A 14,770-nucleotide genomic window follows, 5' to 3' on the forward strand; every position below is an offset into this window, starting at 1 on the left:
AAAATCGCCGCTCCGCGACCGTGACAACAAAGCGGCGCCCGGCTCATACAATTCTCAATCCGCATCGGCGGCCTGCGGTTGGTGCTCGGCCCTGCCTACGGCCCGATGCTTCGCTTCGCTTCGCATCGGGCCTCGTTCGGGCCGAGGGGTCGCTGCGCTGGCTATCCCCACCCGCCCACCCCTAGCCCTACGGTCGCTGCGCTCCCTCGGGCAACGCGCTGCGCGCTAAGGCCTACGGCGTCGCACGCTCGCAGAGCTCGCTCCACGACACCTACGGCGACCCCCGCCGCTGACGTTCCGAGATCCCGTGCGGTGACGCGAACGGGAACATCAAACGCCGGGTACCGGGCCCGCGCGGCCAGACCTCGTTGCGCGATCTGTCGATGTGTCCGTGCTGCTTGTGTCTCAGCTCGGCCAGTGCGGTTTGGTTGGTCGGGAGTCCAAGCTACCTGGAGTTCAGCGTCGCGCGGTGTTCGTCGGGCGTCGAGAACTGCGCGATGTACCGCAGGGCACGTTCCCAGGGGTCAAAGGCGTAGCAAGGCCGGTCGCGGTGGTTGTGCTCGCGACAGAAGGTGGAGAGGTCGGTGTCGATCGATCGCTGCTCGTATTCGGCGTCCGGCTCGGCGGCGCGTGTGACGGCCCGTAGTTCGTCCGCCAGTGTCCAGCCGTGGAAGTCGAAGGCCCAGTCTCCGTCAGTGACATACGCGTGCATCGGATGCGCGCGGCCGTGTGCCCAGAGCCCGACTGTTCGGAATCCCGCCGCCGGATATGCCTCCAGGAACGCGAACGCCAAGATATGGCATGCCCCGGCTGCGAAGAACCGAAGGTCGTCACGGCGCCACGACAGCACCTGATCGGCGCGTTCCGCAGGCGTGCGTCTGAACTGCGCACTCGATCGATACATGCGCCGTCAGCTCACGTGCGCCAACACGATGTCGGCGACCGTCGATACCGGCACGGTCGTGACGACTTCAAGTGTGGCGGACTTCCGCAGCAGCGGCTCGACCGTCCCTACATACTGCAGGGTCTCGGCGAGTTCGGCCGGATCTTTGCCGTACGGATTCTTTGTGCGGGTGGTGAGGCGCTCGACCAGAACCGCGGTCGGGGCGGTGAGCAGCACGATGTGGTCGAACCATGAGTAGAACTCCCCTTGGTTCCGTGTGGTGCCCTGCACGAACAGCACTTGCTTGCCATGGCTCGGCGTTGAGCGCAGGAGCGCTTCGATCCGGTCGTGGCGCCACAGCCTCTCGCCGTTGAGCACCTCGTAGTAATCGCCGTAGTCGGTATCGACGGTCGGGTAGCCGCGCAGGGCGAGTTCGTCCAACAACGTGGTCTTTCCGACCCCCGACATGCCTGTGACCAGCACACGTTTCACGTCTGAGAAGGATACGCACCCGCCGCGTCTGAACGGTCCAGCGATCTAGTGACGGCCCATGATCCTCGCGCGCAGCTTGCTTCGGCGCCGTAGCGCGGTGACCGGCAGGGCCAGGGCCAGGCCCGCGAGCGGGGTGCCGCCGGGCGCGGACAGGGCTGCCAGGCCGGCCTGGCGGAAGGTGCCGGGGACGGAGAGGGTGCGCCACTGCGACATCGGCCAGACGATCAGGTCCGCCTTGCCGACCACGTCGCTCACGGGCACGAACTGGGTGCCGGTCGGCACGTGTGCGCGGGAGTCCAGCGAGACGTCGCGATGGTCGCCCATCACCCAGAGGTCTCCCTTCGGGACGACCACGTCGAAGTGCGCATGGACCCCGGGAGGCGCGGAATCCCCGGTGTTGCCCGGGAACAGGTAGCTCGACTCGTCCAGCGGCACGCCGTTGACGGTGATCTGGCCGTTGGCGTTGCAGCAGATCACGTGGTCGCCGCCCACGCCGATGACCCGCTTGATCAGATCGCCGTCGTCCTGGGGCAGCAGGCCGACGAAGCTGAGCGCGCTGGAGAACCAGTTGCCGGACGGCGTCGACTCCTCGCCGTCGAGCCAGCCGCCCGGGTCCTTGAACACCACGATGTCGCCGCGCGCGGGCTGCTCGCCCAGCCATACCTCGGCCCGGTTGACCGTGACCCGGTCGCCGATCGCCAGCGTGTTCTGCATCGACCCGCTCGGGATGAAGAACGCCTGCACGAGAAACGTCTTGATGAGGAACGCCAGGACGAGCGCGAACACGACGAGGAACGGAAGCTCGACGATGAACGGCCGCGGCTTCTTCGGGAACAGCCACCGCCAGAACACCGCGAACGGATACGCCGCCCAACCCGCCGCCGAGTTCGGCCGGCGGACTCCGGCCAGACCGGTCGGCGCGCGCCCGGCGGGGGCGGGGACGGCGGTGGGCTCCGGTATCGAACTCGTCTCGCCGACCGGCTCCGCGTCCTCGCTGAGCATCGCGTCGCCGTTTGGTGCCTCCACTGCCGGTTTCTCCTCGGGCTCGCGCCGGCCGGCCCCGACTGGAACCGGACGCGAGCCAACCTACTGTGATTCCGAACTCTGCGTGCCGGACGAACCCGGAGCCGTCAGCTGGACCGCGTGTTGCGGAGGTGCGGACCGATATAGCCCACGACCACGGCCCCGGTCGGGCCCGAGGTGTCGTCGTAGTAGTGCAGGCGGGGGGCGGTCTGGCCGGAGTTGCCGATCTTGACGTGCGCCCAGAACTCGGCGTAGCCGCTGGGATCTATCGCCTTGGGCACCCGGAACCGGCGCTGGTCGGCGAGGCGGGGGTCCTGGCGCACGGTGTCGGACTCGAGCGACGCCACCTGGGTGGCCGGGTAGATCCTGCCGCCGTGCCGGGAGTCCTCGCAGTAGCGGCGGAATCCGCCACCCTCCCAGGCCCCCGATCTTCGCTGGGCGGCGTAGGAGTCGAGGGCGGCGAGCGCCTCGCGCGCCTTGACGGCGAAGGTCGCGGCGTCCTTGTGCCGGTCCAGCACGCCCATCGGGCCGGAATCGGCGGTGATCAGCAGGTTCGGGTAGTCGCCGAAGGAGTCGGCGAGCAGGTCGAAGGGGCTCGGTTCGGCCTCGGCCGCCCCCGGGCAGGGCAGGCGCACGCCGTCCTCGCCGTCGATGCGCAGCTCCGCGTCGATCTCGGCGTAGTACTTGCGCTGCCTGGCCGATTCCGCGCGCTGTTCCTCGCCGGCCTGGTAGAGCACGTCGGCCACCTCGTCGAGCGGCCTGGGCAACGGCGCGGCCGCGGCCTCCGCGCGGATCCGGTGGGTCAGGATCGCCTGGACCGCGTCCATCTCGTGCTCGAGGCGCTCGCCCTTCAGGACGCGGTGCCGCTCGGCGTCCTCGCGGCTGGCCGGGTCCACGTCCGGACGGAAGGTGCGCAGCGCCGCCATGGTCCAGTGGTATTCGAAATCCCCGTTGAGTTTTCTACCCGCCTCGTCGTCCAGCAGATACAGCGACGCGATCCCGGGCAGGTAGCGGGTCGCCTCGGTGAACCGGGCGCGCCAGGGCTCGAGATCGTCGCCCTCCCCCGGCACGGCGACGATCGCGGGCAACCGCCGCCCGGGGTCGCAGAGCACGGTGATCAGTTCATCGATGTCACGCACGCCCAGCTGCTGTGGCGACGTTGTCAGCCGGGCCGGTCCGTCGAAGGCCGTGACCGCGTCGAGCACCAGACCGGTGAGATCGGGCGTACGCACCCGTTCGTCGATCACCCCGACCCCGTCCTCGGCCCGCGCGCTCACCTCGATCAGGAAGTAGCCGCTCTCCTTGAGCTCCTTGTCCGGCCGTCTGGAGAGCGACACGAAGGTCAGCGACGTATACCAGTGCACGGCGGCCCTGGGCGCCTCTTTAAGGCGGTATCGCACTGCTTTGAATCGCCCTGGAGACACGCCGTCGGTCACGGTCAGAATCGCCCCGTTGCCGACCTTGTAGCGCCCCGGCTCGGACTCGAAGGGCTCCTCGAAGCCCTCGGCGCGCAGCCAAGCGCCCATGCGGTCGGCCGCGATCTGAGGCCCGTGCGCGGCCTCCTTCCAGTCCACGCCGAACACCGAACGGTACCCGACCCACATGTTGTATCCCTCCCTCGCTGCGGACGGCGGCGGAGCAGTGGTGGGTGCCCGCCGGGCCGGTTGGGAGTCCGGCCTTGATCCTTCCTCTTAGAGTCTTTACCCGATTGTGACCCCTAGACGCTACCCCCCGTCCATTGTTTCGCCGATTTAACTTGTGGTCGGGGCGGGAAAGCACAGTGGCCACGATGCCGCACCCGCGCGGGGCGGAAGCGAAATCGTGACCACCGGTGTCGTCTGACGTGCAATCACCGTTATAAAGCCGTGGCCGCCGCGGTTCCGGAACCGGACCGCGGCGGCCAGCGAAGAAATCCCTGAGAATTACAGCGGGATATTGCCGTGCTGCCCGCGCCGCTGCGGGGCGGAGGCGATCGCGGCGGCCAGCGCGCGACGGGTCGCCGAGGGCTCCACGACCTCGTCCACCACGCCGATCTCCTTGGCCTTGTCCAGGCCGCCGGCGATGATCTCGTGCTCCGCGGCGAGTTCCAGCTCCACCTGCGGACGCAGGTCCTCCGGCACCTCGGAGAGCTTGCGGCGGTGCAGGATGCGCACCGCGGCGACCGCGCCCATGACGGCGACCTGCGCGCCCGGCCAGGCGAACACGCGGGTGGCGCCGAGCGAGCGGGAGTTCATCGCGATGTAGGCGCCGCCGTAGGTCTTGCGGGTCACCAGGGTCACCCGGGGTACCACGGCCTCGGCGAAGGCGTGCAGCAGCTTCGCGCCGCGGCGCACGACGCCGTCCCACTCCTGGCCGACGCCCGGCAGGTAGCCGGGCACGTCCACCAGGACGACCAGCGGCACGCCGAAGGCGTCGCACATGCGCACGAAGCGGGCCGCCTTCTCCGCCGACGAGGAGTCCAGGCAGCCGCCGAGCCGCAGCGGGTTGTTCGCGATGACGCCGACGGTGCGCCCGCCGAACCGGCCGAGCGTGGTGACGATGTTCGGCGCCCACCTCGGGTGCAGTTCGAGGCCCGGCTCGTCCAGGATGCCGTCGACCAGCGGGTGCACGTCATAGGCCCGCTTGACGGACTCGGGCAGCAGTCCGGCCAGGTCCCGGTCCTCGACGGCGGACAGGTCGAGCTCGCCCTGCTCGCCGAGCAGCTGGGCCAGCCGCCGGGCCGAGGCGTACGCGTCATCCTCGGTCGGCGCGACCACGTGCACCACGCCGGAGCGGCGGCCGTGCGGCTCGGGCCCGCCGAGCCGGTCCATGTCCACCGCCTCGCCGGTGACCGAGCGCACCACGTCCGGGCCGGTGACGAACACGCGGCCGGCCGGGCCCATGATCACCAGGTCGGTGAGCGCCGGGCCGTAGGCCGCGCCGCCCGCCGCCGGGCCGAGCACCACGGAGATCTGCGGCACCTTGCCGGAGGCGCGGGTCATGATGGCGAAGACCTCGCCGACCGCGTGCAGCGAGAGCACGCCCTCGGCCAGCCGGGCGCCGCCGGAGTGGAACAGGCCGATGACCGGGCACCCGTCGGCCAGCGCGCGCTCGTAGGCGACCAGGATCGCCTTGCAGCCCGCGGAGCCCATGGCCCCGCCCTGGATCGTCGGGTCGGAGGCGTACGAGGTGGCCTTGGCGCCGTTGACCAGTCCGACCGCGGCGACGAAGCCGGAGTCGTCGAACGGCGTGAGCAGCTCGAGGGTGCCCTCGTCGAACAGCTTGGCCAGCCGCTTGAGCGGGCCGCGCGGGTCCTCCTCGCGAGACGGCTTCGTGCCGGCGGAGGCGGGTTTCGGTGACGACTGTGTGTCCGTTGTCGCAGTCATATGCGTGTCCTTAGTCAGCAGACGGACTTGGCTCAGACGCGGCGTACCGCGAGCACGACGTTGTGGCCGCCGAAGCCGAAGGAGTTGTTCAGCGCGACGATCGGACCCGCCGGAGTCTCGCCCGGCAGGGCGCGCGGCTCATCCCGGACGATGTCCAGGTCCGCGTCCCCGTCGAGGTCGGTGATGTTGATGGTCGGCGGGGCGATGAGCTCGTTGACCGCCTTGACCGTGAACACCGTCTCGATGCCGCCCGCGCCGCCGAGCAGGTGGCCGGTCATCGACTTGGTGGCGGAGATGGCGATGTGCTCGGCTTCGGCGCCGAGGGCCATCCGCAGCGCCTTGAGCTCGCCGGTGTCGCCCAGCGGCGTGGAGGTGGCGTGCGCGTTCAGGTGCACGATCTGCTCGGGCGCGATCCCGCCGTCGGCCACCGCGTTGCGGATCGCCGCGGCGATGCCCTCGCCGGACGGGTCGGGCTGGGCGATGTCGTGCGAGTCGGCGGAGTAGCCGACCCCGGCGATCTCCGCGTAGACCCGGGCGCCGCGGGCGGCGGCGTGCTCGGCGGACTCGAGCACGACGATGCCGGAGCCCTCGCCGAGCACGAAGCCGTCGCGGCCCGTGTCGTAGGGGCGCGAGGCGCGCTTGGGGTCCTCGTTGTTCTTGGACATCGCCATCATGTTGGCGAAGGCCGAGATCGGCAGCGGGTGGATCGCGGCCTCGGTGCCGCCGCACACGACGATGTCGGCGCGGCCGGAGCGGATCATGTTCAGCGCATAGCCGATGGCCTCGCAGCCGGTGGCGCAGGCGGAGACCGGGGTGTGCACGCCGGCCCGGGCACCGAACTCGAGGCCCACGTAGGCGGCGGGGCTGTTCGGCATGAGCATCGGCACCGCGCGCGGGCTCACGCCGCGGGCGCCCTTGTTGAGCATCAGATCGTAGTTGTCGAGCAGCGTGGTCACGCCGCCGATGCCGGAGCCGACGACGGCGCCGAGCCGGTCGGAGTCCACCTCGAACTGGTCGAGGCCGGCGTCCTTCCACGCCTCCCGCGCGGCGATCAGCGCGAACTGCGCGGAGCGGTCCAATCGGCGGCGCTCGACCGGCTTCATCACCTCGGCGGGCTCCACCTGGATCCGGCCGGCGATGCGCACCGGCATGTCGGCGGCCCACTCCTCGGTCAGCGGGACGATGCCCGACTGGCCGGCGAGCAGCGCCTCCCAGGTTGAGGGGACGTCCCCGCCGAGCGGGGTCGTCGCACCGAGTCCGGTGACGACCACGGTCTTGTTCACTGATCTAGCCCATCTACTCGAATGCCGACCGAGAGGTTGTCCCGGACCGAACTCCGGGCGGTGCCGCCGTCCCGGCCGCCGCGGTTTGACGCGGCTGCCGGGCGGCGGACGCTGCGGGAACGCCGTAGCGCGGGGCTCAGCCCGCGTGCGACGCGATGTAGCTGACGGCGTCGCCGACGGTCGAGAGGTTCTTGACCTCCTCGTCCGGAATCTTGACGCCGAACTTGTCCTCGGCCGCGACGACGACCTCGACCATGGTCAGCGAATCGACGTCGAGGTCCTCGGTGAAGGACTTGTCGAGCTGAACGTCCTCGACGTCGATTCCCGCGACCTCGTTGACGATCTCGGCGAGCCCCGAGAGGATCTCTTCCTGGGTGGCCATGGCCGGCTCCTTAACCTGTTCTGCTGCGGTGGTTGGCCGCTACCGTGCGGTGTCGGCCTGGGGGACTGGGAAAGCAGCCTACATTCAGCGGGTTCGCCCGCCGCGGAGGGCTAGGGCAGCTGGACGACCTGGGCCGCGTAGACCAGGCCGGCGCCGAAGCCGATCAGCAGCGCCAGGCCGCCGTGCGGGGCCTCGCCCTCCTCGAGCATCCGTTCCATGGCGAGCGGAATCGAGGCGGCCGAGGTGTTGCCGGTCTTCGCGATGTCCCTGGCCACCGGCACGCTCTCCGGCAGTTTCAGGGCCTTGATCATCGCGTCGGTGATGCGCATGTTCGCCTGGTGCGGGATGAACGCGTCGAGGTCCTCGGCGGTGATCCCGGCCTTCTCCAGCGCCTTCTTGGCCACCGGCACCATCTGGTACGAGGCCCAGCGGAAGACCTGCTGGCCGTTCATCCGCAGCGCCGGGAAGCCGAACTCGGGCTGCTCGCGCAGCGTGTCCCAGGAGAAGGTCTGGCCGATCGCCTCGTACTGCGCGCCGTCCGCGCCCCAGACCACCGGGCCGATGGCCGCGGTGTCCGAGGGGCCGACCACGGCCGCGCCCGCGCCGTCGCCGAAGATGAACGCGGTGGAGCGGTCGTTCATGTCGGTCAGGTCGGACAGCCGCTCGACGCCGATGACGAGCACGTGCTCGGCGGAGCCGCCGCGCACCGCGTCCTGCGCCAGGGCCAGGCCGTGGCAGAAGCCGGCGCAGGCCGCCGAGATGTCGAAGGCCGCGGCGTTCAGGGCGCCGAGCTCGTTGGCCACCATGGCGGCCAGCGAGGGCGTCTGCGCGAGGTGCGTGACGGTGGAGATGATCACCAGGTCGATCCGCTCCGGCTCGATGCCCGCGGCCGCCAGCGCCTTGCCCGCGGCGCTCACCGACATCATGGAGACGGTCTCCTCGGCCGTAGCCCAGCGCCGCTCCTTGATCCCGGTCCGGGTGGTGATCCACTCGTCGGTGGAGTCGATGACCTGGCAGATCTGTTCGTTGGTCACCACCCGGGACGGCCGGTAGCCGCCCACGCCGAGGATCCGGGCGTGCGCCGGGCCCGCCGGAGACTGGATCTGCTTGGTCATCAGTGCGCGGCCTCGGCTTTCGGGTGGATTCTGACGAGCGGCTGGCCCGGGGAGACCGGGTCTCCGTCCTCGACGAGCCACTCGATCACCGTGCCGCCGTGCTCGGCGGTGAGCTTCTGCTGCTCACGCCGGGACACTATCGTCACCACGTGCTCGCCCGGGGTCAGTACCGCGCCCTCGTCGTGGTGGCCGCGCTGCACCGTGCCGGAGAACGGGGCGACCAGCAGCCGCCAGGTCGGCGCGGAGTTGAGCGGGTTGTGCGCGGACTCGGCGTGGTTGGCGACGAACTCGCGGGCCGCGTCTAGCTGGTCCGGGGTCTTCAGGGCGAAGGTCTCCACGCCCTTGAGCGCGCGCTTGGCGATGCCGGTGAGCGTGCCGGACGGCGGCACCTCGAGGATCCCGGTCACGCCGAGCTCGCGCATCGTGTCCATGCACAGGTCCCAGCGAACCGGGTTGGCGATCTGCCGCACGATGCGGTCGACCATCTCGGTGCCGGAGTGCACGACGGCGCCGTCCCGGTTGGAGATGTAGCGCACCCGCGGGTCGCGGGTGGACACGCCCTTGGCGAGCCGGGCGAGCCGGTCCACGGCCGGGGCCATGTGCTCGGTGTGGAAGGCGCCGGCGACGGACAGGCCGCGCAGCCGGGCCCCGGCGGGCGGATCGGCCTGGAACGCGGCGAGCTGCTCGACGGTGCCGGCGGCGACGATCTGCCCGGGGCCGTTGTTGTTGGCCGGGGTCAGCCCGTGTTCGGCGATCTTGGCGAGCACCTCGTCCTGGTCGCCGCCGAGCACGGCGGTCATCGAGGTGCGGGTGACGGCGGCGGCCGCGGCCATGGCCCGGCCGCGCTCGCGCACCAGGGTCAGCGCGGACTCGGCGGTGATCGCGCCGGTGCCGGCCGCGGCGGTCAGCTCGCCGACCGAGTGGCCGGCGGCGGCGCCGACCTGCCGGAAGGCCTCGGCCGGGTGCGGGAACAGGGCGAGGGCCGCGGCGATGCCGGAGGCGACCAGCAGCGGCTGGGCGATGGCGGTGTCGCGGATGGTGTCGGCGTCGGCCTCGGTGCCGTAGTGCACCAGATCGAGATCGGCGACCGCGGACCACCAGGTCAGCCGGTCGGCGACGCCGGGGACGTCGAGCCAGGGCGTGAGGAAGCCGGGAGTCTGAGCTCCCTGGCCGGGAGCGACGAGTACGAGCACCCTTCCACCTTGCCCCGAGCCGGCCCCGTTCTGCTGCCTCGGCGGGCACGAAGATCCCGGGTCGGTACTGTGGAATCCCTACAAAGGCTTCGAGGCCTCGGCCAGCCGGCCGAGCACCAGGGCGATCTGCAGGGTGAACGCGCTGCGGGCCTGAGACGGCGTCAATCCTGTGATGTCAGTCACCCGTCTGAGCCGGTAGCGCACCGTGTTGGGGTGCACGAACAGGATCCGCGCGGCCGCCTCGAGGCTCGCCGCCTGCTCCAGATAGACCGAGAGCGTCTCCAGCAACGCCGAGCCCGCCTCCGCCAGCGGTCTGTAGATCTCCTCCAGCAGACAGACGCGGGCGAGTTCGTCGCCGGCGATCGCCCGCTCGGGCAGCAGATCGTCGGCGAGCACCGGGCGGGGCGCGTCCGGCCAGGCGACGGCGGAGCGCAGGCCGGACAGCGCGGCCTCGGCGGAGCGGGAGGCGGCGGTCAGCTCGCCGACCACCGGCCCTATCACCACGGGCCCCGGCGCGAACTGCCCGGCGAGCGCGCGCAGCACGACGACGGGATCGCCGGTCACCCCGCCGACGACGGCGATCAGCCGATCGCCCTGCACTCCGGCGAGCACGGACAGGCCGGGACCGTCGTAGCCCGGGGCCGGCCGGTGCCGCCCGGCGCGGTGCATGCCGTCGACCACCGCCTCCGGGTCGTCGTTCGGGGCGTGGCCGACCATGACGGTGATGTCGGTGCGGGCCGCCCAGCCGAGCGTCGAGGCGCGGGAGAGCAGCGCGTCGTCCTCCTCGCCGCGCAGCACCGCGTCCACGATCAGCGCCTCGAGCCGGGCGTCCCAGGCGCCGCGCAGCTCGGCGGTCTGCGCGTAGATCTGCGCGGTGGCGAAGGCGATCTCGCGGGAGTAGCGCAGCATCCCCTCGCGCAGGATCCGGCTCTCCTCGGCGGTCTCGGTGAGCCCGTCGATGCGGTCTTCGACCACTTCTATCGTCGTGCGCACCATCTGCACCGTCTGTTGCAGGGAGACGGCGCGGGTCAATTCGCGCGGCGCGGTGCCGAAGACGTCGGCGGAGACGGCAGCCTTCTGATCCGGGTGCCGGAACCACTCGGTGAACGCGGCGATGCCCGCCTGCGCGACCAGCCCGACCCAGGAGCGGTTCTCCGGCGGCATGTTGCGATACCAGGAGAACTTCTGCTCCATCCGCGCGATGGCCGCGGCCGCGAGGCTTCCGGTGGCCTTCTCGAGCCGACGTACGGTGTCAGCCCGGCTGTCCCTTTGCTGCGTCTCGCGCGAGGTGTCCACACGACTACTCTCGCAGATCCGCGGGCCCGGCCAGCGCGGCGGGGCGAGTGCGGATTTCGGCCGCGGTTCACCCGCACGTCAGGCGGTCGGACGCCGGCGCACGGCTCAGCGCGTGGTCAATCCGGACGTCTGCACGAGGTCCGAGTACAGCTTCGGCTGCCCGGAGTCGTCGAGCTTCGGCTCGGTGACGCCGCCGACCGTGACCTGCACGCCGGGGCCGCACACACCGCTCGGCCGCGGCTCGAGGCGCACCTGCGCGAGCACCGGACCGGAGACGGAGTCGCGGAACACCAGCACCAGGTACGGGCCGTCGATCTCCATCGGGCAGTACACCTTCGGATACGTCGGCAGCGTCGGCAGCGCGTTGATCTCGGCGGCGATCTGCGCGATCTTCGCCGGATCGGTCAGCGTCACGCTGCGCTGGCCCGAGGTCGACGTCGCGGACCCCGGCACGATCTGCAGCGCGACCGTGAGGACCTTGCTGTCCGGCACGTGCTCGGCCGCGGGCTTGGCCGGCCGGGTGGCCGAGGAGGTGGCGCTCGGCGTCGTGCTCGTCGTCTTCCCGGCGACCACCGGCACGTTGTTCGCGCTCGCGCAGGAGGCGAGCAAGCCGGTGGCGGTGCAGGCGGCGACGGCTAGTGAGGCGGTGCGAACTCTCGATCTCATAGCCCTTCGACGCGGCGAACCCCGTCGGCGTTCCCCGCTCGTAGACTCCGTGTCATGAGCACGCCGAAGATCACGCTGGACCCGATGACCGAGGAGGAGTTCGCGGCCTGGCTGCTGCCCTCGGTCAGGAGCCTCGCCGAGGAGAACGTGAGGTGCGGGCGCTGGGCCCCGGAAGAGGCGCTGCAGATGGCCAAGACCGAGGCCGGCATCCAGTTTCCGAACGCGGTGCACACCAAGGGCCAGATGCTCTACACGGCGCGCGACGCGGCGAGCCGGGCGGCCGTCGGCACGGTGTGGATCTCCATGCAGCGCATGGCGAACAAGCCCGAGGCGTACATCCGCGACCTCATCGTCAACGAGGATCAGCGCGGGAAGGGCTACGGCCGGGCCACGATGCTCGCCGCCATCGCCCGCGCTCGCGAACTCGGCGCCGAGAGCGTGGGCCTGCACGTGTTCGGCCACAACACCGTGGCGCGCGGGCTCTACGCGTCGCTCGGATTCGTCGAGACCAACGTCACGATGTCGCTGCCGCTGAGTTAGCGCGCGGGGACGGACAGGAAGTCCTCGATCAGCCGGACGTCGGTCAGGTCCTTCGCCCGGCCGAGGCCGCGCTTCCAGAGCAGCGTGTCCTGCAGCGGCATGAACGGGACGCCCTCGATGAACTCGGCGCCGTCGATCATGGCGTCGATGTCGGTGAGCCCGCCGATCCAGTGGTCGAAGATCTCGATCGCGCCGTGGTTGAGGACGATGCGCCGCCCGAATCCGGACCGCGAGTTGACGACCGGGCCTTTCGCCTTCGCGATTTCCCAGGCCTTTCCGCGCGCGACCAGATCCAGATCATGGATCGTCGTCCGCAATCCGTGCGCGAGCAACGGGGCACTTCCCGTCACGACATAGTCACCGGACGGAAGCGCCAGTTTCTCGAGGAGGCGGAAGAGCCTGTGTTCGGAAAGCGCCATGCATCCATGATGCGGCATTTTCCCGTTAGAGTGCGGCCATTCCCAGGGCGAGCCGGGTGAGCAGGGCCGTTACCGCCGCGACGACCAGGCTGGAGAGGCTGCCGATGAGGTAGTACTCGGCCAATCCCTCCTCGTCGCGTTGCAGCGCCGGGAAACGGGCGGCGGATTTCGCGGTGAGGGCGAAAGCCGCGGCGGTCGGCTGACCGGCGAGTAGGAATGAAAAATAGAGCATACGTTCGAGCCAGCCGAGCAGAGTTCCGCCGCCGAGAATGGCCTGGGCGCGCCCGATGGTGACGCCGGAGAAGCGGCGCAGAATCAATCCGGTCGCCAGTCCGCCGACGAAAACGGCCGCCACGGTGCCGTTCACCGTGACCGCGAGCCGGTCGTCGCGCAGCCCGTGCCACAGCGTGTGCCAGAATCCGACCCCGCCGAGCGCGAGCGCCCCGAAGAGGGCGGGCAGCGCGAGCAGCGGGATCGGGCTGCGTATCGCGGATATCAGACGGCCGCGCAGGGTCGGCGGCTCGACGTCCGGATCCGGGTTGCGCGGGACGGGGGTCACCAGGCTCCGCCTGGCCAGCGTCGCGCAGCACGCGGCGAGCGCCGCCGCGAGCCAGGCCTGCCAGCGCTCGTACATCGGCAGGATCGTGTAGCCGGCGTACGCCGCGGCCAGCACACAGGTCGCCGCGTCCGAGCGACGCACCCGCGCGAAGCAGAACGGCAGCAGAACGGCGATAGCGAGCCCCTCGGCGAGGCGTACGGTCGGCACCCGCCAAGGCTATCCGAAGCCTGCGACAGCTCTGCGGCAGCGCTGAGACGGCCCACGGGAGCGGGCCCGGCTACGCAGTTCGCCCGCCCCGGGAAGCGGGACGGGCGATCTGACGGTGCTTCGGATCAGCCCTCGCCGCCGGTCGGGCCGGAGCCCGCGGCCTTGACGTCGTGCAGCTGGTACCGGTTGATCGCCTCGGCGACCGCCTCGCGCTTGACCTCGCCGCGCTTGGCCAGCTGGGCGAGCGTCGCGACGACCACCGACTCGGCGTCGATGTGGAAGAAGCGGCGGGCGGCGCCGCGGGTGTCCGCGAAACCGAAGCCGTCCGCACCGAGCGAGCTGTAGTCGTTCGGCACCCACTGGGAGATCTGGTCCGGGACCGCGCGCATCCAGTCGGAGACCGCGACCACCGGGCCCTGGGTGCCGGCCAGCACCTCGGTCACGTAGGGAACCCGGGCGGGCTCCTCCGGGTGCAGGAAGTTGTGCTCGTCCACGGCCAGCGCCTCGCGCCGCAGCTGGGTCCAGGAGGTCGCCGACCACACGTCCGCGGCCACGCCCCACTCGTCGGCCAGCAGCTGCTGCGCTCGGAGGATCCACGGCAGGCCGACGCCCGAGGCCAGCAGCTGCGCGCGCGGCCGGTCCGCCGGGCCCTGCGGGGCGTCCCGGTACCTGTACAGGCCCTTGAGCAGGCCGTCCACGTCGATCCCGGCGGGCTCGGCCGGCTGCACGCCCGGCTCGTTGTACAGCGTGACGTAGTAGAAGACGTCCTCGCCGTGCGGGTGCTCCGGGGTCGAGCCGTACATCCGGCGCAGGCCGTCCTGCACGATGTGGCTGATCTCGAACCCGAACGCCGGGTCGTACGCGACGACCGCGGGGTTCGTCGAGGCGATCAGGTGCGAGTGCCCGTCCGCGTGCTGCAGGCCCTCACCGGTCAGCGTGGTGCGGCCGGCCGTGGCGCCGAGCACGAAGCCGCGGCCCATCTGGTCGGCGAACTGCCAGAACTGGTCGCCGGTGCGCTGGAAGCCGAACATCGAGTAGAAGATGTAGATCGGGATCGAGTGCACGCCGTGCGTCGCGTACGAGGTGCCCGCCGCGATCAGCGACGCGGTGGCGCCCGCCTCGCTGATGCCCTCGTGCAGGATCTGGCCCTGCTTGGACTCCTTGTAGGACAGCAGCAGCTCGCGGTCCACGGCCTCGTAGGTCTGGCCGTGCGGCGAGTAGATCTTCGCCGTCGGGAACAGCGAGTCCATGCCGAAGGTGCGCGCCTCGTCCGGGATGATCGGCACGAAGTGCGCGCCGATCTCCTTGTCCTTCATCAGGTCCTTGAGCAGCCGGACGAAGGCCATC

15 protein-coding genes are annotated in these 14,770 nt (G+C 70.8%); 1 reads left to right on the plus strand and 14 read right to left on the minus strand.

The annotated features are described in order from the left end of the window. Window positions 1–445: 445 nt before the first annotated feature. The 11 genes from VG296_RS22775 to VG296_RS22825 all read right to left on the minus strand — a co-directional run bounded on the left by VG296_RS22775 (window position 446) and on the right by VG296_RS22825 (window position 11,698). A complete protein-coding gene (locus VG296_RS22775; RefSeq protein ID WP_325568858.1) occupies window positions 446–793 on the minus strand; it encodes a hypothetical protein in 348 nt (115 codons plus the stop codon). A gap of 117 nt (window positions 794–910) precedes the next feature. Further along, entirely contained in the window at window positions 911–1,375 is a 465-nt protein-coding gene (locus VG296_RS22780; RefSeq protein ID WP_325568860.1) for an AAA family ATPase, read from the minus strand. A gap of 45 nt (window positions 1,376–1,420) precedes the next feature. After that, on the minus strand, window positions 1,421–2,401 hold the full coding sequence (lepB, locus tag VG296_RS22785) for a signal peptidase I (RefSeq protein ID WP_325568862.1): 981 nt from the start codon (window positions 2,399–2,401) through the stop codon (window positions 1,421–1,423). 104 nt (window positions 2,402–2,505) lie between these two features. After that, window positions 2,506–4,002, minus strand: a complete 1,497-nt coding sequence (locus VG296_RS22790) for a hypothetical protein (protein ID WP_325568864.1) — start codon at window positions 4,000–4,002, stop codon at window positions 2,506–2,508. Between the two features lie 318 nt (window positions 4,003–4,320). Further along, window positions 4,321–5,763 (minus strand): carboxyl transferase domain-containing protein, encoded by a 1,443-nt coding sequence (locus VG296_RS22795; protein ID WP_325568866.1) that lies wholly within the window; start codon window positions 5,761–5,763, stop codon window positions 4,321–4,323. Between the two features lie 32 nt (window positions 5,764–5,795). Further along, a complete protein-coding gene (gene fabF, locus VG296_RS22800) occupies window positions 5,796–7,046 on the minus strand; it encodes a beta-ketoacyl-ACP synthase II (protein WP_325568868.1) in 1,251 nt (416 codons plus the stop codon). Between the two features lie 136 nt (window positions 7,047–7,182). After that, a complete protein-coding gene (locus VG296_RS22805) occupies window positions 7,183–7,428 on the minus strand; it encodes an acyl carrier protein (RefSeq protein WP_212520727.1) in 246 nt (81 codons plus the stop codon). Between the two features lie 110 nt (window positions 7,429–7,538). Next, window positions 7,539–8,543, minus strand: a complete 1,005-nt coding sequence (locus tag VG296_RS22810; protein ID WP_325568872.1) for a beta-ketoacyl-ACP synthase III — start codon at window positions 8,541–8,543, stop codon at window positions 7,539–7,541. Next, a complete protein-coding gene (locus tag VG296_RS22815) occupies window positions 8,543–9,736 on the minus strand; it encodes an acyltransferase domain-containing protein (RefSeq protein ID WP_325568874.1) in 1,194 nt (397 codons plus the stop codon). Before VG296_RS22815 ends, VG296_RS22810 begins: the two co-directional genes overlap by 1 nt. Window positions 9,737–9,814: 78 nt before the next feature. Further along, window positions 9,815–11,032 carry a helix-turn-helix domain-containing protein gene (locus VG296_RS22820; protein WP_325568875.1) on the minus strand — a complete coding sequence of 406 codons (1,218 nt, stop codon included), beginning with the start codon at window positions 11,030–11,032 and terminating at the stop codon, window positions 9,815–9,817. A 105-nt stretch (window positions 11,033–11,137) separates the two neighbouring features. After that, window positions 11,138–11,698 carry a hypothetical protein gene (locus VG296_RS22825; RefSeq protein WP_325568877.1) on the minus strand — a complete coding sequence of 187 codons (561 nt, stop codon included), beginning with the start codon at window positions 11,696–11,698 and terminating at the stop codon, window positions 11,138–11,140. Window positions 11,699–11,752: 54 nt separating this feature from the next. On the opposite strand from VG296_RS22825, the gene VG296_RS22830 reads away from it, so the two are divergent. After that, the gene (locus tag VG296_RS22830) at window positions 11,753–12,238 is read left to right on the plus strand and encodes a GNAT family N-acetyltransferase (protein ID WP_325568879.1); all 486 of its coding nucleotides are present in this window, start codon (window positions 11,753–11,755) and stop codon (window positions 12,236–12,238) included. Here the strand turns inward: VG296_RS22830 and VG296_RS22835 are convergent. The 3 genes from VG296_RS22835 to VG296_RS22845 form a co-directional block, all read right to left on the minus strand. Continuing rightward, the gene (locus VG296_RS22835; RefSeq protein ID WP_325568881.1) at window positions 12,235–12,657 is read right to left on the minus strand and encodes a hypothetical protein; all 423 of its coding nucleotides are present in this window, start codon (window positions 12,655–12,657) and stop codon (window positions 12,235–12,237) included. The genes VG296_RS22830 and VG296_RS22835 overlap by 4 nt on opposite strands. Before the next feature lie 25 nt (window positions 12,658–12,682). After that, on the minus strand, window positions 12,683–13,423 hold the full coding sequence (locus VG296_RS22840; RefSeq protein WP_325568883.1) for a hypothetical protein: 741 nt from the start codon (window positions 13,421–13,423) through the stop codon (window positions 12,683–12,685). A gap of 125 nt (window positions 13,424–13,548) precedes the next feature. Further along, on the minus strand, window positions 13,549–14,770 hold a 1,222-nt coding region (locus VG296_RS22845; protein WP_414641123.1), incomplete at its 5' end, for a transketolase-like TK C-terminal-containing protein.

Source organism: Actinospica sp., assembly GCF_035552695.1.
Classification (GTDB): Bacteria; Actinomycetota; Actinomycetes; order Streptomycetales; family Catenulisporaceae; genus Actinospica.

Coding starts and splice junctions, on each gene's coding strand:
- VG296_RS22790 (WP_325568864.1), bottom strand. CDS start 4,002: ATGTGGGTCGGGTACCGTTCGGTGTTCGGCGTGGACTGGAAGGAGGCC.
- VG296_RS22795 (WP_325568866.1), bottom strand. CDS start 5,763: ATGACTGCGACAACGGACACACAGTCGTCACCGAAACCCGCCTCCGCC.
- VG296_RS22805 (WP_212520727.1), bottom strand. CDS start 7,428: ATGGCCACCCAGGAAGAGATCCTCTCGGGGCTCGCCGAGATCGTCAAC.
- VG296_RS22810 (WP_325568872.1), bottom strand. CDS start 8,543: ATGACCAAGCAGATCCAGTCTCCGGCGGGCCCGGCGCACGCCCGGATC.
- VG296_RS22825 (WP_325568877.1), bottom strand. CDS start 11,698: ATGAGATCGAGAGTTCGCACCGCCTCACTAGCCGTCGCCGCCTGCACC.
- VG296_RS22830 (WP_325568879.1), top strand. CDS start 11,753: ATGAGCACGCCGAAGATCACGCTGGACCCGATGACCGAGGAGGAGTTC.
- VG296_RS22835 (WP_325568881.1), bottom strand. CDS start 12,657: ATGGCGCTTTCCGAACACAGGCTCTTCCGCCTCCTCGAGAAACTGGCG.